Here is a 25,119-nt window from a genome sequence, read left to right on the forward strand (position 1 = left end):
AAACTTTACATCTTAAACTCGAAACATTAAACCAAAAATATGGCAACAAGTAACGATATCAGAAAAGGTCTTTGCATCGAATTCAGCAATGATATTTTTAAAATTATTGAATTTCTTCACGTAAAACCAGGTAAAGGCCCTGCTTTCGTAAGAACAAAAATGAAATCAGTAACCAACGGAAAAGTTCTTGATAATACTTTCTCTGCAGGTCACAAAATTGATGAGGTAAAGGTAATCACAAGAAAATTCCAATATCTTTACGATGATGAGAACGGTTTCCACTTCATGAATAACGAAGATTTCTCTCAGTTGTATTTAAATAAAGAAATGATTGAAAACTCAAACCTAATGAAAGCAGGTGAAGAAGTGACCATCATTTTGAAAGAAGCTGACGAAACTCCGCTTTCTGCAGAATTACCACAGTCTGTTTATCTTGAAGTAATAGAAGCAGATCCTGGAGTAAAAGGAAACACGGCAACCAACGCTTTGAAAAATTCTATCGTAGAAACGGGAGCTAGAGTAATGGTTCCTTTGTTCATAGAGCCAGGAGACAAAATAAAAGTAAGCACAGAAGATGGTTCTTACTTAGAAAGAGTAAAATAAATAAAACCAAGAGAAGCTGAAAGCATTATGTTTTCAGCTTTCTTGTTATAGAAACTTTTTTAACGACATGGGATAGGCAATTTTTTTAATCAACTGTTCAGGTTGGCAAATTTCTATCTTCTGTTTATTTTTATGACAGCTATTTCCGCCTTCCACTCCCAATCTTTTTTTTGCCTTGGCTTTCCCATCACAAAAAAAAGGATTTCCGTTCAAGTCGGGCTGCGACACAAGACTACACAAAAACATTTTCAAGGTTTCAAAACCAAGAAAAACGTTGATAATTAAAGCATAATTCAAAATATGACCTTTCATCAGCCACAAAAACTAAAAACAATAGCCGATCTCATAGAAGCAAAATTCGTAGGATCCGAAGATTTTCAGGTCTCAGGTACCAACGAAATTCACAGAGTAAAATCCGGAGAAATTGTATTCGTCAACCATCCGAAATATTACGATAAAGCCTTAAATTCGGCTGCAACTATTATTTTAATTGATAAAGAAGTAGAATGCCCGGAAGGGAAAGCACTTTTAATTTCTCAAGACCCTTTTAGAGATTTCAATAAAATAAATACTCATTTCACAAAGATTTACAACTTTACAGAAACATTGCATGATGTAGAAATAGGTGAGGGTACAAAAATTCATCCATCCGCAGTTCTTGGAAATAATATTACCATCGGAAAGAACACCATTATTTTCCCAAATGTTATCATAGGAGACAGAACCGTAATTGGAGATAATGTAATCATTCAATCCAACACAGTGTTGGGTGGCGATGCATTTTATTATAGAAAACTCAACGGCAATTTTGATCGTTTGATCTCTGTAGGAAATGTAATCATCGAAAACAATGTAGAAATAGGTAACGGTTGTACCATTGACAGAGGTGTTACAGATTCTACCATCATTGGTGAAGGTTCTGTTTTAGATAATCAGATTCAGGTTGGCCACGATACCGTGATTGGTAAAAGATGTCTGATAGCTTCCCAAGTAGGTATTGCCGGCTGTTGCAACATCGGCGATGAGGTTACTTTGTGGGGACAGGTTGGCATCGCATCTGGAAACAATATTGAAAGTGGTTCTGTACTTTTGGGCAAAACCGGAGTCAACAGAGATTTGAAAAAAGGCACGTACATCGGCATGTTCGCAGAAGATTACAAAACTTATCTGAAAAAAGAAGTAAAATTGAGAAACCTTCATTAAAATTTTATAAATCCTAAGTTCAAAAATATATTTTCAGAATAGAGGTTAAGGCAAAGTAGTTCTGCTAAGGCAGATTATTCGTCTGTTTAATCTTTCTTAAGGAAATATTTTTTCAATATACTCACGGATTACAAATCCGCAACATCGGGGTTAGAGGAAAAAGACAAAAATGCAATTTTTACTATGCTCGAAACAATGATTGCTAAACAAAAATTTAAAGACTCCTTTAATAAAAATGTAGTTGCATTATAACACAAATCCCTCGCATTTTGCGAGGGGTTTGTGTTTAAAGAGGGACGAGCGAGACGCTCTCACCAGCGTGGGCCCGATTTAGAAAGATGGAGTGTTATAGATCCGTTGGCAGAAACTTCTCATAGCTCACATTATCAATCACTGTAGGTGTACTGTTTCCATACTCCATAACAGAAGTTCTGTACATGCTGATGATATTACCGTTAAGGTCATTCGGTTTAGAGAATCATACGTAAAGCCATATCTCTTAGGAACAGATGCAGGATTTTAGTCCCACTGTTTCTACTAATCAACAGTCTATCTCGGCAATGCTTCCGTTGTATTTTGAGACAACATTTTTTCCTGCAAATTGAGCGGGATCAGGATTAGTGATTCCGTCTTTTTGATCATATTTGATTTTGTAAGAAAATAGTTTGCCTCTCAGGTCATCCAGATTCATCTGATTCTTATTGATCTCGGTGATCCAGCCTCTGATATTGTAATCGTAATCAATGCTCTGAAGATTGTTTCCTACTTTTTTATTGGTGATCTGAGAAAGTTCGTTGTAGGTGTTTTCAGAAAGAAGTTCTTAAGGCTTACTGTCTACCTGATGATAATGCTGCAAAAGCCTGTTTTTAGAATCGTATACATAACGCTGCCTGATTGTTATTCCCGGTTCGACAGCTTTTCTTGCCAGAAATACATAAGTGTTTTGAGGAACTGAAAATTTTATTTAATTGCTTAATTTAAGGCTCTAATAATATATATCTTCTATTTTTTAATAGGCGGAATAAAGATTAATATCAAGGTTTTATCTGAAATCAAAGAAAAATAAGTAAATTTGTGGGCATTAGTAAAAAGATAAAAAATAAATTTAAAAAACAATAAAATGTCAATTTTAGTAAACAAAGATTCTAAAGTAATTGTACAAGGTTTTACAGGGAACGAAGGTACTTTCCACGCAGGCCAAATGATTGAATACGGAACCAACGTAGTAGGTGGTGTTACTCCAGGGAAAGGAGGAAGCGAGCACTTAGGGAAACCGGTTTTCAACACCGTAGCTGATGCTGTTGCAAAAGCCGGAGCCAACGTTAGTATCATTTTCGTACCACCTGCATTTGCTGCAGATGCTATCATGGAAGCTGCTGAAGCGGGTATCAAAGTAATCGTTTGTATTACAGAAGGTATTCCTGTTGCTGATATGGTGAAAGTAAAATCTTATATCGCTGACAAAGAATGCAGATTAATCGGGCCAAACTGTCCGGGAATCATCACTTCTGATGAAGCTAAAATTGGTATCATGCCAGGTTTCGTTTTCAAAGCGGGTAAAGTAGGAATCGTTTCAAAATCAGGAACACTTACTTACGAAGCTGCTGACCAAGTGGTAAAAGCGGGTTACGGAATTTCTACAGCTATCGGAATCGGTGGTGATCCAATTATCGGAACTACAACTAAAGAAGCTTTAGAATTATTCATCAACGATCCAGAAACTGAAGCGGTTGTAATGATCGGTGAAATTGGTGGTGGTCTTGAAGCTGAAGCGGCAAGATGGTACAAAGAAAGTGGTTCTACTAAACCAGTTGTAGGTTTTATCGCAGGGCAAACTGCTCCTAAGGGAAGAACAATGGGGCATGCTGGTGCTATAGTTGGTGGTGATGAAGATACAGCACAGGCTAAGATGGAAATCATGAGAGAAAACGGAATCAACGTTGTAGATTCTCCAGCAGAAATTGGCGTTACTATCGCAAAAGTTTTAGGATAAAAACAAATTGAAATGAAAAAAATATTATTGGCATCAGCTTTAGCTTTTTCCTTCCTGGCTTCCGCACAGATTGATTTCAGAAACACAAGATTCGGTCTTACTGCAGGAGCAAATTACTCACGAGTAAAGAATGCACATAATCCTTCGGGGGCAAGATTGGCCTTTCAAGGCGGTGTTTTGGCTTTAATTCCTATGGGGAGTTCTAATCAGTTTTTCCTTCAGCCAGAAGTAGTGTATTACGGAGCAGGAGAATCTGGAAAAGATAAAGACGCAAAAGGTATTGCAGGTTATGATGCGATGTACGCAAATAATTATATCAGTGTTCCTGTTTCTTTTAAAGGATATTTTTCTGAAGCTGAATCGGAATTTTTTGGTTTAATTGGCCCGAGATTCAATTTTTTATTGGATCAAAAGGTAACGAAAGAATCAAGAGAAATTTACCGTACAGATAAATTAGGAAAGGCAAATTCTTTTAATTTTGCAATAGGTCTTGGTATAGGCTACAGCTACAAAAGACAATTAGAATTAGCACTTAAATATGATTTGGGTTTGTCTAATACTTACCCAACATTAGATGAAAGTAAAATTGATCCTAATTCTGCAAAGAAAAAATCTGAGCAGGTATTGAGTCTTAGCTTAAGCTATATCTTCAATTAATATTTTTTTGATAATAAAAAATACGGGGCGGCTTCCATTGGAAACTGCCCCGTATTGTTTTTTAGATGAAGGAAAATTGTTGTATTAGAAACCTTTGTTGTCTGATAAAAATTTTAAATAAATTGAGGAATACAAAGTTTATAGGATAAATTGACAATTCGATCCCCCCAGCTTTTTTTTATGGGACTTCATTTTTCCAATTAACATTAAATCCTGATGGGACAAATACAGTTCCATTATATGCTAGCAGTTAATAGAAGAATTATTTTTAGAATCTAAGCTCCAGAAGAGGATCTGTAAATTGTATTTCAGTTTTTATAGTACAATAATGATATACTTCTTAATAATAAGATTGCTCTTACAGAGTCTTGTAGGTGAAAACTTACAATTGAATTTGCTGTAATCCTTTACCGCTTTTTGTTTCAATATTGTTGATGTCTCCATTTTCAAATAAATGATAAGGATTCTTTAAACTTATGTTATCATTTTTTATATAAAAATAAGATATGTTTACATAAGCTACTCTCTTATCCACTTCCAGATTTCCTTTAAGCTAGCCTTATTTCCGTACATCAAAATGCCTACTCTGTAGATTTTTCCTGCAACAAAAATCATAAAAATTGTTGTTCCTAAAAGCAAAAAAATAGAGAGTATAATCTGCCACGCCGGTACACCAAAAGGAATTCTCGCAATCATTGCTACCGGCGAAGTAAATGGAATAATAGAAAGCCAGAAGCCTAGTGGGCCATCAGGATTATTCATTATTGTAGCACTTCCATACATTCCCAACATTAGAGGAAGTACCGCAAATATTGTGAATTGCTGAGTTTCTGTCTCATTATCAACAGCAGAGCCCACAGCTGCATATATTGAGCTGTAAAACATATATCCCAAAAGAAAAAATACGATGAAAACAAAAATGATTAAAGGAAAATTAAGCTCCAAAAGGCTGTGAGAAATCTCAGCACCCATTGCCACAATATCAAATTTGCTCATCGCTTCTTCGGTTCCTCCAGGGATGTTGTTTTTTAGAGAAGAAAACCCTGTATTTAGAATCAATGCACCTACCACAGACATGCTGATCCAGACGATAAATTGAGTGAGAGCAACCATTGTTACACCCAAAATTTTCCCCATCATTAGCTCAAAAGGTTTTACAGATGAGATGATAATTTCTACCACACGATTGTTTTTTTCTTCCAAAACACTGCGCATCACTCGTACACCATAGATGATGATAAACATAAAGGTAACGTACATCAAAAGCATACTAAGAACGCTTTTTACGCCAAAAGCCATATCAGAATCTTCTTTATTGTTTTCTGAAAGATTAATAGTTGTTAAAGAAAATCTTTTATCAAGATTCTCCAGTTGTATATTGTCTATTCCAAGATTTTTTATTTTTTCCTTTTTAAGAACTTCATTGATGTCGGCAGCAATTATTTTTTTTGTGTCAAAACCTATTTTTGTTTTAATCAAAAGCTGTGTTTTTTTCTCAAAATTTGAGTAATCTGATCCGTTCAATTCAGGTAAAATCAAAATTCCATCATAATCTTCCGACTTTTTTAAGTTTTCTATCTGTTTTGTTTGGTCGCCAGCTGATATAAATTTATAATTAATTTTGTCATCAGATTTCAAGCCATTTGCAAACATACCACTGTTGTCCACAACTTCAATTTTAGTATGTGTTTCATTGGCTTTAAACATTAAACCAATCACTGCTCCGAAAGCCAAAAGAAGGATAGGAGCCAAAAGCGTAAGTACAACAAAAGATTTTTTCTTCACCTGCGTCAAAAATTCTCTTTTGGTAATGATTATAATATTTTTCATAAATATTTTTAAATGAAATTTTGAAAGAAACTAAAAATTGATATCAAAATCAATTAATTATTATTTGAGACTGCATTAATAAATACTTCATTCATACTAGGGATTTTCTCTTCAAATACTCTGATATTCCCTGTTTTTAAAACTTCGGTAATTAAAGCGTTTTGAGAAACTTCATTTTTTATATCAAATGTGGTGAGATTGTGCTCGTTTTTTAAATTTAGAACGTCAAATTTTTCTTTAAACAAATTGAAATTTTGCACATTCACTTCAGAAATTTTTACAGCAAAAATGTTTTTCTTAAATTTTTCACGAACCTCAAAAACTCTCCCGTCAATTATTTTTTTTGAATGGTTGATTAAAGCCACATAATCACACATTTCTTCAACGCTTTCCATCCTGTGGGTGGATAGAATAATAGTGGTCCCGTTATTTTTTAAATCAATGATTTGATCTTTAATTAAATTTGCATTTACCGGATCAAAACCAGAAAAAGGTTCATCCAAAATAAGAAGATTGGGTCTGTGTAAAACCGTTACCACAAACTGAATTTTTTGTGCCATACCTTTAGACAGTTCTGTGAGTTTTTTCTTCCACCATTGGTCTATGTGTAGTTTTTCAAACCACTTTTTAGCTTCGGATAGGGCGTCATTTTTAGACATTCCTTTCAGCTCCCCAAAATAAAGAATTTGATCGCCTATACTCATATTTTTGTAAAGGCCACGCTCTTCGGGCATGTAGCCAATATCTCGGATATGGGAAGGATTCAATTTTTCACCATCGATGAAGATGTCGCCTGAGTCTGCCTTTGTAATTTGATTAATGATTCTTATAAAAGATGTTTTACCCGCCCCGTTTGGTCCCAAAAGACCATAAATACTGCCCTTTGGAACTGAAATACTAAAATCATCCAAGGCTACTTTTCTGCCAGAATCGTAGGTTTTTATAATGTGCTCAGCTTTTAACATGAGGATTTTCTATATAGATTAATTAGAAGCCGAAAGTTACGGAATAATTAAGACAGAATATAAGCGCAATAAAAAATCCTGATGATTATCAGGATTTTTTTTATATTATAATTTTACGATTTGCGTTACTTTCTGTGTGTTGTCACTCAAAATGTAACGGATCATGTATTTTCCAGGTTTCAGCTTATCTATGTTTATCTCGCTCCGGTTGGTATTGATATTGTAACTCGCCACCTGAGTTCCCATTATAGAGTAAAAAGTTACATTCTTTATTTTCAAACTCGCGTCTTTGGCCTTTACTACCAAAACATCTTTTGCAGGATTGGGGTATGCCGTTAAAATACCATCATCAGATTTTTGAGATAAAGAAGATGGCTCTCTCTGCTGTGCTTTCATTTGATTTGAAAACCCTAAGAAACTTGCTGAAAAGATAAATAAAAGTAAAATTTTTCTCATTGACGCATTTTTTGCATATAAACTCTAACAAAAATAATAAATTACTTTATAGTGTGCAATAGCTTTTTGTAATAGTTATATTAAATTTGCAACAATATTTCAAAAATTATTCCAAAATGATATATTCAAGAAACAGAAGATTGAGATCTAATGAAACAGTGAGAAGTTTGGTAAGAGAAAGCGGTCTTTTTGTAAACGATTTTGTGATGCCTGTCTTCGTAATGGAGGGAGAGAATAAAGAGGAAGCTATTTCTTCTATGCCAGGGATTTTCAGGAGAAGTGTAGATTTAACTGTAAAAGAATGTAAGGAACTATTTTCTTTAGGTGTAAAGGCAGTTAATCTTTACATGAAAGTTTCGGAGCATCTGAAAGATAATACAGGAAAAGAAGCATGGAACAAAGATGGATTGATGCAGCAAACAATAAAAGCCATCAAAAATGCAGTTCCAGAAATGGTGGTGATGCCAGATGTGGCGCTAGATCCTTATTCTATCTACGGGCACGACGGAATTATTGAAAACGGGAAAATAGCAAATGATGCTACCAACCACGCTTTGGCAAGAATGTCGGTTTCTCTTGCTGAAGCTGGAGCAGATATTGTAGCCCCTAGTGATATGATGGATGGTAGAGTGCTCGTCATTAGAGAAGCTTTAGAAGAAAATGGGTTCCACGACGTAGGTATTTTGAGTTATTCGGCAAAATATGCGAGTTCATTCTATGGTCCTTTCAGAAGTGCTTTAGACAGTGCCCCGAGAGATAACGGCGATATTCCGAAAGATAAAAAAACGTATCAGATGGATTTTCATAACTCCAGAGAGGCCTTAAATGAGGTCTTAAAAGATGTAGATGAAGGAGCAGATATTATCATGATAAAACCAGGACTCCCTTATTTGGATATTGTTTCTAAAGTACGTGAAGCTATCGATCTACCCATCGCAGTTTACAACGTAAGTGGAGAATATGCCATGGTAAAAGCGGCAGCACAAAATGGATGGCTAGATAATGACCAAACCATCATAGAAAGCTTAACGTGCTTCAAGAGAGCCGGTGCAGATATGATTTTTACGTATTTCGCCAAAGAAGCAGCAATACTATTGAATAAATAAACTAAAACAGCAACTTGAATCAGGTTGCTGTTTTTTTTTGTTTTAAAATTAATTCTGATTTAAACTTTTTTAATATAATAAATATCAGAATATCCGTTTTTCGACCTAATTCAATTTAAGAATCTGTTTAAAAATAATTTTAATGAATTTTAAACAGACTGTAAGGATTGAAAAGCCTTGTTTCCTTTGCTAAGTCTTACGATTTTACCTGAAATTTTTTAAAATTGTAATGCGATTGCTGAATTTTCATTTGCGAAACTTAAAAAACAGTGAGTAGTAAAATATCTTTGCCAAATTTGTGGGAAAACTAAGTTTAGATGATAAAACGGACAATTATAAATAAACATCATCGTATATTTTTTAAACCATTGTTAAAGACGTTTAAGTTTTTTTTAATCATAAAATATCAAAATCCTTACCCTTCACAAATTTTGCTGCGAAAGGAGCTTGATTTGCTTTGTATTTTAAAATGAAATTCTTCTTGGTAGCTGTGTTTACATTGGTTTGTACATCTACATTGGTAGTGCTGAAACTCACATCCAAAGCCACACCAGAATCTTTTTCCAAATTGATCTCAACACTTTCAGCATAAAAAAGGGCGGTACTCAGAAAATTAAATTTTACATTTTTTCTGTATGCCTTAGATTCATCCTGAGTAAATGCAGAATAGTTTCTTAAAATTTCAATCCCAGGAGAATCGATGTTGGTAATTCTTGATTTGGTTACATTACTTACTTTTATAGAAAAATCTTTAGCATTTTTCAGATCGCCTTGAATGTCAATATTAAATAAAGAAGGTAAAGACAATCCGAAATCAAACATACTTTCTTTTGTAAATTCAAAATCTGGAATCATCGCAGTGAATTTTTTCACTTCTTTTAATTGATTTTTCACGGTTTCCAATTGAGCTCCGGAAAAGAGATAACCGATTAAATTATTATTGGTGGTACGCCAGTTTCTGCCATTTCGTTCAAAAATTTCCCCCAGCATGGTGTCTTCCGACGAATGAGGAAGTAAATCGATATCTTGCCATTTAAAAACCTCCTTTGCATAAGGAAGTCTATTGATGATATTGGTGCCTAGATCAAGCGCTATAAGCTCTGTAAGTTTTTGGTTGTTTTGCATTATTTTTTTGTTTTTGGTTGAAGTAAAATTAATTAAATTTTTCTATCTCACGAACTTATTTGATTGATATATAAATAGTAAAGATTAAAAATTTTCTTATAAACAAAAAAAATATTTTAATTTAACCAAATGACTGTTATGCAAGCCAATTATTTGTTTTGCAGATGATGGATGAAGGAGAGGAGTAGTATAAGACTGGGAAATAAGGAGATTTCAGTACTACTTATATGCTAATTGATGTCTTTGTAAAAGTTAAAAAAGTAAGGACTCTTGAATAATGTAAATTCTGTCAATAAATTGAAATCAAAAAAAAGATTTTAAAGTGAATTTTTTTAGTTTCACCAATTTCCTGCTTTATCATTTCAATTCAAAAAAACTTTATCTTTGCCTCTATGATTTTACGAGGAGAAAACTTAATAAAAGAATACGGTCCCAAAAAAGTAGTGAAAGGTGTTTCTGTGCAAGTACAGCAGGGAGAAATTGTAGGTTTGCTTGGTCCAAACGGAGCAGGTAAAACTACCTCTTTTTATATGATCGTAGGTTTGGTAAAACCTACCTCAGGGAAAATTTTTCTTGATAAACAAGAAATCACAACCGATGCCATGTACAGGAGAGCCCAAAAAGGAATTGGATATTTGGCACAAGAAGCTTCTATTTTCAGAAAATTGTCTGTAGAAGACAATATTATGGGCGTTTTACAACTCACAAAGCTTTCAAAAAAACAACAGCAGATGAAATGTGATGAGTTGATAGAAGAGTTTTCTTTGCAACACGTTAGAAAAAACCGAGGAGATTTACTTTCTGGGGGAGAAAGACGTAGAACCGAGATTGCAAGATGTTTGGCAACCGACCCTAGTTTTATTCTTTTGGATGAGCCTTTTGCTGGAGTAGACCCGATTGCTGTAGAAGATATTCAGAAAATTGTACGAAGTTTAACCGATAAAAACATAGGAATTCTTATTACCGATCATAACGTACAGCAAACATTGGCCATTACCAACAAAACTTATATTATGTTTGAAGGTAAAATCTTAAAAGAAGGTCTTCCGGAAGAGCTGGCAAATGATCCCCAAGTAAGAGAGGCGTATTTGGGAGAAAATTTTGTCTACCAAAGTATTTTTGACAAACCAAGTAAGAAAACCTACGCCTACAATATCTGGGCAGGAAATTTTGATTCAAAATCTCAATTGCAAAGTTTCGTAAAAGACAATTTTGCTCAATTTGATGATCTAAGATTAATGCATGGTTTTGAAGACATGAGTTTTTCGTCATTAGCCAATTCAGAAATTGAACATATTTTCGCTGATGTTGTTGATAAAAATGCCAACAATTCTTTTGTTTTCCAGAAAAAGGAAATCAATTCAAGCTACTCTTTACAAAAAGCGGAAGCAGATTCCAAAGCAGCCAGTAAGTCTGAATTGCATTATCTTACAACTTATGTGTACGAAGGGTAAAACCATTTTGTTGATATTATTCTGCGTAATCTCAATATGTTTAAATGGGCAGCTGACTGTAACGAGTCCCTATTTCAGTGATTCATCAGAAGATTCTTATCAATTAAATTACGGTATTAGTTTATGCGATCCAGAAAAAGGAAATTACGAAGAAGCAATTCAATTTCTTACAACGGAAGGTATTAGCAAAAGGCCCAAAACTCAGTATTATTTGCAAAGTTTGATTAATTTTCAAACAAAAGGAAAAAAAATCACTCACCAGATAATAGATTCTTCAGAACTTAATCAAAAAGAAAAACAATTACTTAAGTTATGGCTATTTGCAGTAACTAATAATGATGATGATTACAAGATAATCCTGAATGAGGTTCTAGAAAAATATAAAGATGATCTTGATCTAAAAAAGATTGAATTGCGAAAGATTTTACAAGATCGAAGTGAACTAATTTTTACAATAACTGATTTTGATAGTTTATCAAAAAGTATACAAAAAATCCAAAATAACCGTAATTTATCAAAAAACGATCAATTGTATTTTCAATTGCTGAAATTAGATTCTGATTATTTCGTTTATGGTAACAACAAGAATTTAGAGAATCTGAGAAAAAGAATTATACTTGATTATGCAGAATTATGGAAGAAAAACAAGCTCTATTTTTCTAAAAAATATTCCAGATTAGTTTTTAAAGTCAAATGTGAGAATTCTGAAGAGTATTTTAAAATAACCGATGAACTTGAACCCGGAGACGAGATTTTTGAAGATTTTCATGAAATTTATTTCGGGCAGCCTGTAGCAAGTTTAGTAGGAAGTGATAACAAAAAATATAGCGCTTTTATAACAAAAAATCCTTTGTATTTTGGTGATCATGAAGCCGGATTTGATTTGGGGAAGATTGATTGGAACAAAAGCCCTAAGGAAGTTGAAACCAAAGAGCAATTTCAAGAATTTATACAACATATCGAGAATTTAATTGCAAAATTTCCAGGCGCACTTGGCCCGAAAATGACCTACTTGGATGCACTTATTAAAAATAAACAATTTGTGTATGATAATGATTCTGAATTATACCAAACTGCTTTTTTAAAGAAAATTATTGATGTTTTTGCCTTGAATCAAAGAGCAAATTTTACAAATCATTTTGATTATTTCAGAGATATTTTAAAAACAGATTCCCCAGAGATAAAATATAATGAATACTATAAAATACTTTTCAAACAAGTTAAAATTAAAAATGAAAAAGAGATTCTCGATTATTTAGCTCTCGTTATAAAAGAATTTCCGCACAACAAAAATTTAAAAATTATAGAAGAAGAATTTTCTAAAATATGATATTTCGATAGAAACAAAACAGTAATTCGTACCTTTTCTCTCAGAAAAGGTGCGTTTTTCTTTTAAAACCAATTCAGGGCAAAACAATTCACAAAAGCACTCAGTATTTTCGCGATTTATAGACAACAGAAACCGTTTATTAAACCCTATCGGTTGATGATTTACGGTACTTTGTTTCTTGCTTTTTTAGAAGCAATAACGGCTCAGGTAAATGCTGTGGTTTGGTCTGCCGCAGAAAAGAATGTCGTTTCTCTCCGGGCTAGCAATTCAGATTTTTTTCACAACATTGGGTTTTCATTTTTTCCTTTTTGTAAAATAAACTAATTTAGTGAGGTGAAATTGCCTTGATTAATTTGGCATTCAGAAAACGATTATAATCTAGCAATGAAAATTTACACCAAAACAGGAGATAAAGGAGAAACTGCACTCTACGGCGGTACAAGGGTTTCTAAAGCCAGCGCAAGAGTAGAAAGCTACGGAAATATTGATGAGCTCAATTCTTTTATCGGAATCTCAAAAAGTTACATAACGGACGATGAGGTTTTAAAACAATTGAAGAAAATTCAGTTTGATCTCTTCACAGTTGGTTCAGAAGCGGCAACTCCGGTAGACAAATTAATGTTGGCAAACGGAAAATCTAGACTCCCATTAATTATTTCTGATAAAGAAATTGAGGAATTGGAGAATTGGATGGATGCTTTCGAAGAAAAACTAGAGCCATTACAATATTTTATCCTTCCAGGAGGTGGAAAATCTGCAACATTTTTACACGCTGCAAGAACGATTTGTAGAAGAGCAGAACGTTCATTGGTTTTCTTAAATGAATCCGAAGAAGTGCGCTCAGAACTCATTAAATATTTAAACAGACTCTCAGATTACCTTTTTGTTTTGGCAAGATATATTTCTAAAATAAACAATGAACCAGAAGAATACTGGAATCCGAATGAAAGATAAAGTACTCCTTTTCATCAACGGCGACGCTCCGAAATCTCTCCCCCAATTAGATGTTTACAGCTTTATTGCTTGTACAGACGGAGCTTTCCATTATCTGCAAGAATTAGATTTTCCTATGGACAGTCTGGATTTTATTTCCGGTGATTTTGATTCGCATTCTGGTGCAGATGAAAATATTTATGATGATAAATTTATCTACACTCCGGATCAGGAGAAGACAGATTTTCATAAAGCTTTAGAAATTATTGCAGAAAAAGGCTTTGAAAACATTGATGTTTATGGAGGAAGTGGAGGAGAACAAGATCATTTTTTGGGAAATCTTACGGTCGCTTTTTTATTTAAAGAAAATTTGAACATCACATTTTATGATAAATCTTCAAAATATTTTTTTATTCCCAAAACATTTTTGCTCACAAATGTGAAGGGTAAACTGGTCTCACTTTATCCTTTCCCTCAAGCAGAAAATGTAGTCACAAAAGGCTTGAAATGGGCATTAAACAATGAAAACCTGAACATTATCTCTAGGATTGGAACCAGAAATTCTGCTGTAGAAGATAATGTTTATATTGAATATGGTGTAGGAGATTTGCTTGTTTTTGTAGGCAAAGACTGTAGAGGATTTTAGTATAGAAATTTTCAATTTTATTAATTTTCAATCTAATCAAACTTTAAGAAAATTTAAAACCAAAAAATCAATCTTTTTTAGCAATTTTGCATTCTTAATTCACTTGCTAGAAAATGAAAATAAAGTACTCGGAACTTATTGATCAGACATTGTATTTTCCAACCGAAGAATTCAATGTTTCTGAGAACAATTTGTCTTTTCACGACATTCCTTTGATGGAAGTTGTTGAAAAGTTTGGAACGCCCCTAAAGGTAAGTTACCTCCCGAAAATTTCTCAAAATATACAGAAAGCAAAAGGCTGGTTTAAAGAAGCTTTTGAGAAAATCGACTACAAAAAAAATTACAGATACTGTTATTGTACAAAATCCAGCCACTTTAAATTCGTGATTGAAGAGGCTTTGAAGAACGATATCTCTATAGAAACTTCTTCGGCTTACGATATGGATATTGTAAAATCCCTTTATAATGAAGGTAAGGTTGATAAAAATATCGAAGTCATCTGTAACGGCTTTAAAACCGATGATTATCTTGCGAAAATTTCAGATATGATCAACAACGGTTTTGAAAACATTACGCCGATTTTGGATAATTACCGTGAACTGGATAAATTGACGGAAAGTATAGATAAAACCTTCGACATCGGAATCAGAATCGCTTCTGAAGAAGAACCTAAATTTGAATTTTATACTTCAAGATTAGGAATAGGATACAAAGACATCATCCCTTATTACAGCCAGAAAATTGCTGAACATCCGAATGCAAGACTGAAAATGCTTCACTTCTTCATCAATACCGGAATTAAAGATACCGCATATTATTGGAATGAATTGTACAAATGTCTTCGTGTCTATGCACGTTTAAAGAAAATTGCTCCAGAAGTAAATTCACTGAATATCGGTGGAGGTTTCCCAATTAAAACTTCTCTGAACTTCGATTATGATTACCAATATATGGTAGAAGAAATCGTTTCTCAAATCAAAAAATTCTGCGAAGAAGAAGGAGTAGAAGAACCTAATATTTATACGGAATTCGGAAGCTTTACCGTTGGAGAGAGTGGCGCAAATTTATACAAAATTATTTCTCAAAAACGCCAGAACGACAGAGAAAAATGGAATATGATCGACTCTTCATTTATGACCACTCTTCCAGATACTTGGGCTATTTCAAGACACTTTATCATGCTTCCGCTCAACCGTTGGGACGATTCTTACGAAAGGGTTTTCCTTGGTGGATTGACCTGCGATTCTGATGATTATTATAATTCTGAACAACATACCAACACTATTTATCTGCCTGTTTTCAGTGATACAAAACCGCTATACATTGGTTTTTTCCATACAGGTGCTTATCAAGAGACGATTGGCGGCTACGGTGGTGTACATCACTGTTTAATGCCTCAGCCAAGACACGTTTTGATTCAGAAAGATGAAAATGGAGATTTTCAGTACGAAATTTTCAGGGAAAGACAAGGGCCTGAAGATATTTTGAAGATATTGGGATACTAAATCATTCAATAGGAACGGGCTTTAGCCCGTTTTATAAATATAATAAATTCAGTTGGCTTTAGCCAAAACTTATAACAAAAACGGCTCTCAGATTCTTGAGAGCCGTTTTTGTTTAAAAGAACTTAGAAATCTTACCCACTTCCAGTTCATCATAATCTGAAACGATAATATTGGCTAGACTGTAGTCCTGATTGTGCGTGTGAAGACTTTTATATGCCGCACAAAAAATATTAGCTCGGTGTGCAGCCAAAATTCCGTTGGTAGAATCTTCTATCACCATGCAGTTTTGTATGTTTTCACCAGCCATTTCTGCTGCTTTAAGGAAAATCTCAGGATGTGGTTTTGATTCTTTTAAATCGGCTCCGCTTATTTTCCCGCTGAAATATTTTCCCAGTCCGAATTTTTCAAAAACCATGTTGATGGTCGTCATCGTGGCAGAAGAAGCAAGAATTAAGGTTATTCCGTTATCGTAATAATGTTCAATCAAATTTCTAACTCCAGGAATCAAATCAAATTCTTCATCATTATAAAAATAATCCTTGAAATGAGCTCTCTTAATAACCGAAAGGTCCTCATGGGTTTCGGAAAGATCAAAATGACCAATTATAGTTTCAAAAACTCTTTTAGTGGAAGCTCCGGTAAATGAGGTGTATAATTCTTCCGAAACGGCAACTTCAAGCTGATTAAAGGTTTTAAAATAGGCTTTTCTATGGAGAGGTTCTGTATCCACAATGACGCCGTCCATATCGAACAGCACAGCGTTTAACGACATATTTTTTGTTTTTGTAAAGGTAAGGAATTTGAGGTTAAGGTTAAAGTTTGAGTTTAAGATGAAGGTTTTAATTTGAAAATTTATGCTTGTCAAAAGGGAGCAGAGAAGCTGCGGAATGATGTGAGTGGAAATAAAGTCTTAAGGTGGGTTGGTAAGTTGCGAAGCACCAAAATACGGTGAATTTTTGCGTATAAATTTGCTCCACAGTAGCAAGACCTTTGTTGTACACATCGTTATCCTGTAAATTCAAAATATTTGGTATTAAATTAAAAATTTCATTGTCATCCTATTTTTACTTCTTTAAATTTGATTTAAATTAAATTCCGCAAGAAGCGGATTTTTTCTTACGATTTTTCTTCTGAAATTTGTATCAAATAATAAAAGATGTCTGCCCAGAATATTTTAGACTATCAGAGAATTGCAAAGGCAATAGATTATATTCAAAATCATTTTCAACTTCAGCCAAATCTTGATGAAGTTGCGGGTTTTGTGGGTTTGAGCCCGGCGCATTTTCAGAAAATGTTCACGGATTGGGCAGGAACGAGTCCGAAGAAATTTTTGCAATTTATCAGTTTAAATCATGCTAAAAATCTTTTAAAAGAAGAAAAAATTAGTCTTTTTGATACAACGTTAGAAACAGGTTTATCCAGCACGAGTCGTTTGCACGATTTGTTTGTTAAGATTGAAGGAATGTCACCTGCGGAATATAAAAATGGTGGAAAGAGTTTAAAAATTAACTATAGTTTTTCTGAAAGTCTTTTTGGAAATTTAATTTCGGCTTCTACAGAGAAGGGCGTTTGCTACATTGCTTTTGAAAATGATCAATTGAAGGCTTTTTCAGATTTAAAACTAAGATTTCCAAATGCAGATTTTTCAGAAAAAGAAGATGATTTCCAGAGAAATGCATTGTCTATTTTTAATGAAGACTGGGGGAATTTAGAAACAATAAAATTGCATTTAAAAGGAACAGATTTCCAGTTAAAAGTATGGGAGAGTCTTCTTAAAATTCCGATGGGGAAATTATCAACCTACGGAAATTTAGCTCAGGAAGTAGGAAGTCCTAAAGCATCAAGAGCTGTTGGAACGGCGATTGGAAGCAATCCTGTGGCGTTTTTAATTCCGTGTCACAGGGTAATACAGTCGAGCGGAAAAATCGGTGGATACATGTGGGGAAGCGATAGGAAACAGTTGATGATTGGGTGGGAGAGTGCGAAGATTTATTCCTAAAAGTTATTGGTGTACTTGTGTAAAAAAAAATTAATAAAAAAAATGTTTACTCTCTTTAATGATATTACAGAATTTCCAATCAATATTCTTCCGAAAGATGGAATTACAGAATATTACGGTAAAGTTTTTAATGAAGAAGCATGTAAAAAATTCTATGATTATCTTTTGAGTGAAATTCCTTGGGAAAATGATGAGGCGGTGATTTTTGGTAAGTTAATTTTAACGAAAAGAAAAGTGGCATGGTTTGGCGAAAGAGCTTTTGAGTACACTTATTCTAAACGAACAAAATACGCCAGATTCTGGACTCCGGAATTATTAGAATTAAAACAAAAGTGCGAAGAAGTTTCTGGAGAAACATACAATTCTTGTTTGCTAAATTTATACCACGACGGCAGTGAAGGAATGGCTTACCATAGCGACGGGGAGAAAGATTTAAAGAAAAACGGCGCGATCGCCTCCCTAACTTTTGGTGCTGAAAGAAAGTTTGTCTTTAAACATAAAACCACTCAGGAAAAAGCAGAAATTTTCTTAGAAAGCGGCAGTTTATTGGTCATGAAAGGCAAAACTCAGGAAAACTGGCTTCACCGCCTTCCACCAACAACAAAAGTAAAGACACCAAGAATTAATTTAACCTTCAGGACGATTGAAGAATAAAAAGAAACCTCTTCAGAAAAAGATCTGAAGAGGTTTTCTCAATTGATATGAAGAAACTAATTATTGAATTCCAGCCCATCCTGCAGCCCAAGCAGGAGCAGTAGTTCCATTACCAGCACCTGTTGCAGAAGCATCTTCTGTGTAAGTGTTGGTTAGTAATGTTGCCGTCGCACTTCCTGTAGTTGCTTTTACAGAAGCTTTAGTGGTTACATTGTCAAATTTCACTTTTGTGATTTTGTTTTGACCGTTGAAATAAGTCACAGATTGATCGTGCTCTACGTTGATACCTGTATTCCAGTTAGATAAAACTACGTTATCGATTGAAGCATAAGTACCTTCTCTCAATTTTAATCCGTCAGATTCACCAGATGTTGCACCGATGAAAGTTGCGTTTTTGATTGTAGGGTTAGATCTTGGGTTTGCATCTTTGTTATCAGCATTGTTATCAGCTTCAATTCCTCTGTTTCCAATACCGTTTGCTCTTCTTTTAGTGTAGATGTTAGTTGCAGTTCCGTTCCAACCTTCAGTCCAGTCAAAACCATCATCTTCGTTGTAGATAGAAACGATGTTGGATACGTTTACAGTTCCACCGAAAAATTCGATACCGTCATCAGAACCATTTACCATAGATACATTGTCGATTAGAGTTCCGTTACCAACTCCAAAAAGAGAAAGCCCGTTAAATTCTTTTGTTCCTGTAAAGATTGCACCAGCATATTCTATTCTTACGTATTTTAATGATCCTGAGTTGTCATTAGCAACAGTTCCACCATAGATAGAATCACCAACTTCTGAAGTAGCAGTGGCTCCTCTGTTGATTGGTGCTTTACCGCAGATTACTATACCTCCCCAGCTTCCTGGCGTTGGGTTTGGTGATGTGAAGATAACTGGGTTTGTAGCTGTACCGTTAGCAAAAATTTTAGCGTTTTGTTCTACAACGATAAAAGCAGAAGTACCACCGTTAGCTTCAATTCTTGTTCCTGCAGGGATTGTTAATGTACCACCACCTCTTACGATTACAGAACCTGTAAGTTTGTAAAGTTTAGTAGCATCTAGTGTAATGTTTTCACCAGATTTAATTTCTCCTTTGAAGTTACTTGGGTCTGATGCAATACCAGTTCCACTACCAGGATTGATGATTAATTCTTCGTCATCACTGCTATCACTACAAGATTGAAATACTACAGCTGTTGTAGACATAATGAATGCCGCAGCTAATAATTTTAAAGTGTTCTTTTTCATTTTACAATATTTTTAAATTTTTATTTTATTAAAATTCGTAAGAAACGCTTGCACCGATACCTGCACCTCTTTTATATTTTCTCGTAATCTGTTCTCCGATTTTGTTATCCTGTACTCTTGTGAAATAAGGATTAATTAAATTTCTGCCTGAAAGAGAGAATCCCATTCCGCTCGCCAATTTAATCTTTAAAGTAGTATCCAGAGTACTGAAGGCTTTATCTAGTAAATTTCCTTTGTTTTGTGTACCGATTGCGTAGATATTGTCTGAGATGTACGAGTAAGAAACCACTAAATCAGCAGTGTTTTTATTTCCCCATTTCTGCTCAAGTCCAAGATTGGCATTCGCTAAAAATTCAGAAGCCCCTTGAATTTTGTCTTTGGTAACACCATCATTCAGAGTAACGGCGAACTTTGTGTTTTCTCTTCTTACTTTGGCTTCGTCAAGATCTTGTTCTGTATTCAGGTAAGTTCCGTTGACGAATGTGTATAATCTCGTTTTACCAGAGTCATAAATATCTTTTCTTATTTCTGCTTCCAAACCTAAAACTCGTCCTGTATCTCCAATATTTAGGAAAGAAACACTGTTTGAAGATGATGCGATTACGATTCTTGCCAAAGGATTTTCAATGTATTTACCAAAAGCAGTCAGTGAGATCAGCTCATTCTTTTTAGGAAACCATTCCCATTTTAAATCTACATTGTAGTTGTCTGCAAGATAAGCATCACGATTACCTATACTAGATTCGTCGATATCTTCATACTCAAATGGAGCAACTTCTAAAAGTAATGGTGTCGTATATGTTTTTGATCCGGCTAATCTTAAATTATGCTTATCATTCACACTATACTTTAAGTTGAAAGCTGGTAAAATTTTAGAATAATCTTTATTTACTTTACCACCATCTGGATATAATGTTGTATTATACAGAATTTCCTGCTTCAAATTATCGTAACGCACACCAACTTGTGCTGTTAATTTTTCTGAAAATTTGTAATCTACGTTTACATACCCTGCATTATTCATTATTTCTGATGTAAATGCCTGAGGTACAAAAGCTGTTGAACTGGATTTGATATCACCTCTGAAAGTTACAATATCAAAGAATCCACCTGCCTGATAGTTGGTATTGTTGAAAAACGAATCATAGTTGTTCGGATCTACAAAATAAGTTCCCTGAACAGGTAAAACACGTAAGTTGTATTGAGTAGCTTTAAAATCACTGTCTTTATATCTTCCGCTATATCCTAATGTGATTTTCGTGCTTTCGCCTAATTTGTAATCTGCATGTATATCACCTACAAAATCATTCTCTAATAATCTGTCGTAATATCTATTGTTTGCTCCAGGATTTGAGCTTGCAAAGAAGCTGTAATTCTGAACTTTATCCAGGATAGTAACATTCTGCTGTCTGTCTGGTCTTCTGCTGTCTAGTCTGTTATAACCTAAGTTCCAGCTGATTTTTAGAGGTTCAGTAATTTTGTGCTCTCCTTTAAGTTGATTTACTAATAAATCATTTGTCTTGTAAGTTGCTCTTCTCAGTTGAGTTGTGAATCTCTCCTGAGCAACATCTACATCATAGTAATCTCTGTTGTAACCATTATAATTTCCAAGTTTCTGTTCAGGAGTGTGAATATAATTGGAAGATATATTAATGTTGTGATTACTGTTAATTTTATAATTCACATTAAGTAAACCGGTACTGTTGGTTGTGTATTTAAATTCTTCAGAATTGTTGTAGATTTTGTTAGGGCCTGTGGTAGTATCAAATGACCCACCGGTAATTCCCTGGAAGTAATCATAGCTGTTATCAAATCCACCGTATCCGAAAATGCTCAGTTTGCCTTGTTCACCAATTTTAAAATTAGTTCCGAAATCAAAACTTAGATTAGAATTTATTGGGTTGCTGATTTCCTGATTCTGTAATGATGTTTTGAAAACATAACCTCTGTTCAAAACAGCGTTTTTAGATGGCTTTTCAAGCATTTTGGTTCCAAAATAATTTGGTCCGTCTTGCAGGAAGTAATTGTTTTTCTGAACAGCGTTAAAGTTAACAGATGATCCTAAATTAACTTTAAAATAAGGCTTTCCTGTGTAAACTTTAGTTACAATGTCTACGTTCGCACCAGACATATCTCCCCAAATTCTTGGGTTATAAACTTTTTCCAAACCAATGAAATCGATCATATCAGTTTTGATGATACTCAAATCGATGTTCTTGTATAAAGGATCATTTGAAGGAACTTGAAGACCGTTAATTGTGGTAGAGTTGTTTCTGTCACCAAGACCTCTGATGAAGATCTGGCCGCTGCCTTCTTGTTTTTGTGAACCAGTTGCTTTAGTTACCGCAACAGATACATCACCTACACCTTGTTTCTCAAGTTGTACAGATCCTACACGTTCTATTACTTCTACCGATTTCTTCTGAAGACCGATAATGTTAGATTCTGCACCTTTCTTGGTTGTTCCCTTAATAACTACCCCCTCAATCTTTTTCTCAGATTTTGAGCTGTCTGTTTTTGTTTCTTGGGCATACATTACAGCTCCTGTTGATGTTAAAAACAAAACTGCAATACTGATTTTTCTAAAGTTCATTTCTTTTTACTAATTTCTTCGGTGCAAAGGAACTAAACATTTATGCCTGCGTAGGTTTAGTTAAATTTAAATTTTCATTAACGATACATTACGGATGAGCAATTATTGTTAACTTTATGTGAACGATTGCCCATGCAATAACGTGTGATTTAAAAATGATTAACTTTGACCAGCAAAACTCTAAAATGAACTCAAAAAAGATTCTCTTAATTGACGATGAAATGGATATCCTCGAGATACTTTCTTATAATCTGGAAAAAGAAGGTTACGATATCTACACCGCTACAAACGGTAAAGAAGGAATAGATAAAGCCAAGGAAATTATTCCCGATCTTATTCTTTTAGACGTGATGATGCCAGAAAAAGATGGTATCGAGACGTGCCAAGAACTTCGTAAAATAAAAGAACTTCAAAAGACACTCATCGTTTTTTTATCAGCAAGAAGCGAAGAGTTTTCTCAACTGGCAGGTTTTCAGGCAGGCGCAAACGATTATATCGTGAAGCTCATCAAACCGAAAATTCTTATTTCTAAAGTAAATGCACTGCTTCAGTTGACCTCTCAGGTTTCTGATGCCTCAAAGCAAATAGAAATAGGAGATTTAATGATTGATAAAGACAACTTCAGAGTTTCTAAAAGCGGACAGCAGTTTTTACTTCCGAAAAAAGAATTTGATCTTCTTTATTTATTAGCCTCAAATACAGAAAAAGTATTCAAAAGAGAAGAAATTCTAGAGAAAGTTTGGGGTAATGATGTAATTGTAGGCGAAAGAACTATAGATGTGCACATCCGTAGACTAAGAGAAAAACTGGGAATCAATACAATTCAAACTTTAAAAGGAATTGGCTATAAACTGATAGTTTTAGGCTAAATTTATTGTTTTTATTCTAAATAATTAAAAATTTTGTATAATTGAAGTTTTACAGACTCACAATCGTTTCCTCATTTCTCATCACTTTGGTGATGCTTATTCTCGTGTTATTATTTGATTCTGTAAAAGATATCTATGCAGATTCTTCAGTTTTCAACTTCGGTATTTTTGTAAGCATCATCATCATGTTTCTCATCAATTATACCGTTCTCGAGCTGCTCTTTAATTCTTATGCAAAAAAACAAATCAGAAATATTTCTAAAATACTTCCCGAAGAATTGGTCTACGACGATCAAGATAATATCACGCTGAAAGAACTCGGCGAAAGATTTTCAGATCTCAATCAGAGAAAAGTAACAGAAATCGATCTGATGAAAGAAATGGAGAGCTACAGAAAAGATTATATAGGAAACGTTTCGCACGAGCTGAAAACGCCTTTGTTTTCTATTCAGGGTTACGTAGAAACTTTATTGGATGGTGGGGTTGAGAATCTTGCTATTCGTGATAAGTATTTAGAAAGAATAGACCAGTCGGTTGAAAGGCTTATTGCCATTGTAAAAGATCTGGATATGATCAACAGACTCGAAGCTGGAGAAATCAATCTTTCAGTTTCCAGATTTGATATTAATCTTTTAATTAAAGAAATTTTCGATCTTTTTGACCTCGAAGCCGAAAAACACAACACAAATCTTCAAATTCAAACTCCCCAAACCCAGATTTTTGTAGATGCTGATAAACAGAAAATTTCTCAGGTTTTTATTAATTTAATTTCAAATGCCATTCATTACGCTAATCGCCAAGAAGCAAAAGTGATTGTGAAAACCAGTATGGTGAAAAATAAAGTGCTGGTAGAAGTCATAGACAACGGAATGGGAATAAAAGCCGAACTTTTACCCCGTATCTTTGAGAGATTTTATAGAGTAGAAACCAGCCGTAGCAGAAGACAAGGCGGCTCTGGTCTTGGTTTGGCAATCGTAAAACACATATTAGAAGCACATAACGAAAATATTACAGTAGAAAGTATTTATCTTGAAGGTACAAAATTCAGCTTTATGCTAGAAAAGGGGAAGTAGTGCGGTGTGAAATGTATGAAAAAAAAATCTTTTAAAAAATTCTGAAAAATTTTTTTGTCCACTTTCATTTATTTTATATTTGCAACAGAAATAGATTAAGTAGAAAAAGAAAAAAGAAATTCAAGTTGGTATGGTTTACAAGATTCGGGTAATTTTAGATGCAAAAGAAGACGTCTTCAGAGATGTCGAGGTAAAGGGAAAACAAACACTTTGGAACTTACATTTGGGGATCAAAAGTGCTTTCAACCTTCAAGGAGAAGAGCTTTCTGCTTTCAATATGCTTGAGAGCGATGGTACAATACTAAAAAGCGTTCCTCTGGAAGATATGAGTGATGATGGCGATGGTGAAATCATGTCTGATATTTACATTGATGAGGCTTTTTCTGAAATAGGAGATAAAGCTCAGTTTCAATATGGTCTTCTAGATCTTTGGGAATTTTTCTGTGAGTTGGTAGAGATTAACGAAGAAACAAAAGGTGTAAATTATCCTATCACTGTATATAGGTTTGGTAATGCACCGCTGAAAGCGCCTGCGAAAAATGCACCTGCAGGTAAGAAAAAAGCGGTAAAACCAATATTAGAAGATGATTTTGCTTTCTACGATGATTTCGGGGGTGCAAACAATTTCTCAGATGAAGATGATGACAATTTTGATGACGAAGAAGATGATGATTATAATGATGATGTATTTGATGAAGACGATCAAGACGACGAAAGATAAAATCTAAAGATAAAAAAAACCTCAAATTAAGTTTTGAGGTTTTTTATTGATTTTAAATGTTAAACATAGAATAATAATTTTAATTACGGTTTCGTAAATAAGCAATTCTTATTTTTGCTAAAATTAAAACAAGAATGAAAAAAAATGTTTTGTCATTCATGA

At 34.1% G+C, this 25,119-nt stretch carries 23 protein-coding genes and 1 pseudogene; 15 read left to right on the forward strand and 9 right to left on the reverse strand.

From position 1 onward, the window contains the following. Nucleotides 1-39 precede the first annotated feature (39 nt). Nucleotides 40-603 carry an elongation factor P gene (gene efp / locus BW939_RS12420; RefSeq protein ID WP_076452332.1) on the forward strand — a complete coding sequence of 188 codons (564 nt, stop codon included), beginning with the start codon at nucleotides 40-42 and terminating at the stop codon, nucleotides 601-603. Nucleotides 604-648: 45 nt separating this feature from the next. Here the strand turns inward: efp and BW939_RS12425 are convergent, their stop codons facing one another. Further along, nucleotides 649-915, reverse strand: coding sequence for a hypothetical protein (locus tag BW939_RS12425; RefSeq protein ID WP_076452333.1), 267 nt, complete (start codon nucleotides 913-915; stop codon nucleotides 649-651). On the opposite strand from BW939_RS12425, the gene BW939_RS12430 reads away from it, so the two are divergent. Beyond that, nucleotides 904-1,806 carry a UDP-3-O-(3-hydroxymyristoyl)glucosamine N-acyltransferase gene (locus BW939_RS12430; protein ID WP_076452334.1) on the forward strand — a complete coding sequence of 301 codons (903 nt, stop codon included), beginning with the start codon at nucleotides 904-906 and terminating at the stop codon, nucleotides 1,804-1,806. The two genes, BW939_RS12425 and BW939_RS12430, sit on opposite strands and share 12 nt — an antisense overlap. Nucleotides 1,807-2,347: 541 nt before the next feature. On the opposite strand, the gene BW939_RS15860 is transcribed toward BW939_RS12430, so the two are convergent. Further along, entirely contained in the window at nucleotides 2,348-2,497 is a 150-nt protein-coding gene (locus tag BW939_RS15860) for a hypothetical protein (RefSeq protein WP_159439271.1), read from the reverse strand. Nucleotides 2,498-2,926: 429 nt separating this feature from the next. On the opposite strand from BW939_RS15860, the gene sucD reads away from it, so the two are divergent. Beyond that, nucleotides 2,927-3,799 carry a succinate--CoA ligase subunit alpha gene (gene sucD, locus BW939_RS12435; RefSeq protein WP_076452335.1) on the forward strand — a complete coding sequence of 291 codons (873 nt, stop codon included), beginning with the start codon at nucleotides 2,927-2,929 and terminating at the stop codon, nucleotides 3,797-3,799. Between the two features lie 12 nt (nucleotides 3,800-3,811). Beyond that, on the forward strand, nucleotides 3,812-4,456 hold the full coding sequence (locus tag BW939_RS12440) for a porin family protein (protein WP_076452336.1): 645 nt from the start codon (nucleotides 3,812-3,814) through the stop codon (nucleotides 4,454-4,456). 519 nt (nucleotides 4,457-4,975) lie between these two features. On the opposite strand, the gene BW939_RS12445 is transcribed toward BW939_RS12440, so the two are convergent. The 3 genes from BW939_RS12445 to BW939_RS12455 all read right to left on the reverse strand — a co-directional run bounded on the left by BW939_RS12445 (nucleotide 4,976) and on the right by BW939_RS12455 (nucleotide 7,707). Next, complete coding sequence (locus BW939_RS12445) at nucleotides 4,976-6,286, reverse strand: ABC transporter permease (RefSeq protein ID WP_076452337.1); 1,311 nt, start codon at nucleotides 6,284-6,286, stop codon at nucleotides 4,976-4,978. 53 nt (nucleotides 6,287-6,339) lie between these two features. Then, complete coding sequence (locus BW939_RS12450) at nucleotides 6,340-7,251, reverse strand: ABC transporter ATP-binding protein (RefSeq protein ID WP_076452338.1); 912 nt, start codon at nucleotides 7,249-7,251, stop codon at nucleotides 6,340-6,342. Nucleotides 7,252-7,356: 105 nt separating this feature from the next. Continuing rightward, on the reverse strand, nucleotides 7,357-7,707 hold the full coding sequence (locus BW939_RS12455) for a T9SS type A sorting domain-containing protein (protein WP_076452339.1): 351 nt from the start codon (nucleotides 7,705-7,707) through the stop codon (nucleotides 7,357-7,359). A gap of 116 nt (nucleotides 7,708-7,823) precedes the next feature. Between BW939_RS12455 and hemB the strand changes: the two genes are divergently transcribed. Continuing rightward, nucleotides 7,824-8,813 carry a porphobilinogen synthase gene (hemB, locus tag BW939_RS12460; RefSeq protein ID WP_076452340.1) on the forward strand — a complete coding sequence of 330 codons (990 nt, stop codon included), beginning with the start codon at nucleotides 7,824-7,826 and terminating at the stop codon, nucleotides 8,811-8,813. A gap of 396 nt (nucleotides 8,814-9,209) precedes the next feature. Here hemB and BW939_RS12465 read toward each other — a convergent pair whose 3' ends face one another. Then, complete coding sequence (locus BW939_RS12465) at nucleotides 9,210-9,938, reverse strand: hypothetical protein (protein ID WP_076452341.1); 729 nt, start codon at nucleotides 9,936-9,938, stop codon at nucleotides 9,210-9,212. Nucleotides 9,939-10,330: 392 nt separating this feature from the next. On the opposite strand from BW939_RS12465, the pseudogene lptB reads away from it, so the two are divergent. The 5 genes and pseudogenes from lptB to BW939_RS12490 form a co-directional block, all read left to right on the forward strand. Next, a pseudogene (lptB, locus tag BW939_RS12470) lies at nucleotides 10,331-11,056 on the forward strand (LPS export ABC transporter ATP-binding protein); the annotation flags it as partial. A gap of 346 nt (nucleotides 11,057-11,402) precedes the next feature. Continuing rightward, the gene (locus tag BW939_RS12475; protein ID WP_123891585.1) at nucleotides 11,403-12,722 is read left to right on the forward strand and encodes a hypothetical protein; all 1,320 of its coding nucleotides are present in this window, start codon (nucleotides 11,403-11,405) and stop codon (nucleotides 12,720-12,722) included. A 384-nt stretch (nucleotides 12,723-13,106) separates the two neighbouring features. After that, a complete protein-coding gene (locus BW939_RS12480) occupies nucleotides 13,107-13,676 on the forward strand; it encodes a cob(I)yrinic acid a,c-diamide adenosyltransferase (RefSeq protein WP_076452344.1) in 570 nt (189 codons plus the stop codon). Next, complete coding sequence (locus BW939_RS12485; RefSeq protein ID WP_228417223.1) at nucleotides 13,639-14,301, forward strand: thiamine diphosphokinase; 663 nt, start codon at nucleotides 13,639-13,641, stop codon at nucleotides 14,299-14,301. Before BW939_RS12480 ends, BW939_RS12485 begins: the two co-directional genes overlap by 38 nt. Before the next feature lie 113 nt (nucleotides 14,302-14,414). Continuing rightward, a complete protein-coding gene (locus BW939_RS12490) occupies nucleotides 14,415-15,806 on the forward strand; it encodes a type III PLP-dependent enzyme domain-containing protein (RefSeq protein ID WP_076452345.1) in 1,392 nt (463 codons plus the stop codon). Nucleotides 15,807-15,918: 112 nt separating this feature from the next. Here the strand turns inward: BW939_RS12490 and BW939_RS12495 are convergent, their stop codons facing one another. Next, on the reverse strand, nucleotides 15,919-16,578 hold the full coding sequence (locus BW939_RS12495) for an HAD family hydrolase (RefSeq protein ID WP_076452346.1): 660 nt from the start codon (nucleotides 16,576-16,578) through the stop codon (nucleotides 15,919-15,921). A gap of 384 nt (nucleotides 16,579-16,962) precedes the next feature. Between BW939_RS12495 and BW939_RS12500 the strand changes: the two genes are divergently transcribed. After that, on the forward strand, nucleotides 16,963-17,805 hold the full coding sequence (locus BW939_RS12500) for a bifunctional helix-turn-helix domain-containing protein/methylated-DNA--[protein]-cysteine S-methyltransferase (RefSeq protein ID WP_076452347.1): 843 nt from the start codon (nucleotides 16,963-16,965) through the stop codon (nucleotides 17,803-17,805). Between the two features lie 42 nt (nucleotides 17,806-17,847). After that, the gene (locus BW939_RS12505) at nucleotides 17,848-18,459 is read left to right on the forward strand and encodes an alpha-ketoglutarate-dependent dioxygenase AlkB family protein (RefSeq protein ID WP_076452348.1); all 612 of its coding nucleotides are present in this window, start codon (nucleotides 17,848-17,850) and stop codon (nucleotides 18,457-18,459) included. A gap of 60 nt (nucleotides 18,460-18,519) precedes the next feature. On the opposite strand, the gene BW939_RS12510 is transcribed toward BW939_RS12505, so the two are convergent. Both BW939_RS12510 and BW939_RS12515 read right to left on the reverse strand, forming a co-directional pair. Continuing rightward, nucleotides 18,520-19,701 (reverse strand): hypothetical protein, encoded by a 1,182-nt coding sequence (locus tag BW939_RS12510; RefSeq protein WP_076452349.1) that lies wholly within the window; start codon nucleotides 19,699-19,701, stop codon nucleotides 18,520-18,522. A gap of 28 nt (nucleotides 19,702-19,729) precedes the next feature. After that, entirely contained in the window at nucleotides 19,730-22,294 is a 2,565-nt protein-coding gene (locus BW939_RS12515) for a TonB-dependent receptor domain-containing protein (RefSeq protein ID WP_076452350.1), read from the reverse strand. 185 nt (nucleotides 22,295-22,479) lie between these two features. Here BW939_RS12515 and BW939_RS12520 point away from each other — a divergent pair, with 185 nt between their 5' ends. From BW939_RS12520 to BW939_RS12530, 3 genes are all read left to right on the forward strand, one after another. Then, a complete protein-coding gene (locus BW939_RS12520; RefSeq protein ID WP_076452404.1) occupies nucleotides 22,480-23,163 on the forward strand; it encodes a response regulator in 684 nt (227 codons plus the stop codon). A 41-nt stretch (nucleotides 23,164-23,204) separates the two neighbouring features. Next, nucleotides 23,205-24,236: a sensor histidine kinase gene (locus BW939_RS12525; RefSeq protein WP_076452351.1), complete on the forward strand. Its 1,032-nt coding sequence runs from the start codon at nucleotides 23,205-23,207 to the stop codon at nucleotides 24,234-24,236. Nucleotides 24,237-24,366: 130 nt separating this feature from the next. Continuing rightward, nucleotides 24,367-24,957, forward strand: coding sequence for an IS1096 element passenger TnpR family protein (locus BW939_RS12530; protein ID WP_076452352.1), 591 nt, complete (start codon nucleotides 24,367-24,369; stop codon nucleotides 24,955-24,957). Nucleotides 24,958-25,119 lie beyond the last annotated feature (162 nt).

Origin of the sequence: Chryseobacterium piscicola (assembly GCF_900156685.1) — a bacterium.
Lineage (GTDB): Bacteria > Bacteroidota > Bacteroidia > Flavobacteriales > Weeksellaceae > Chryseobacterium > Chryseobacterium piscicola.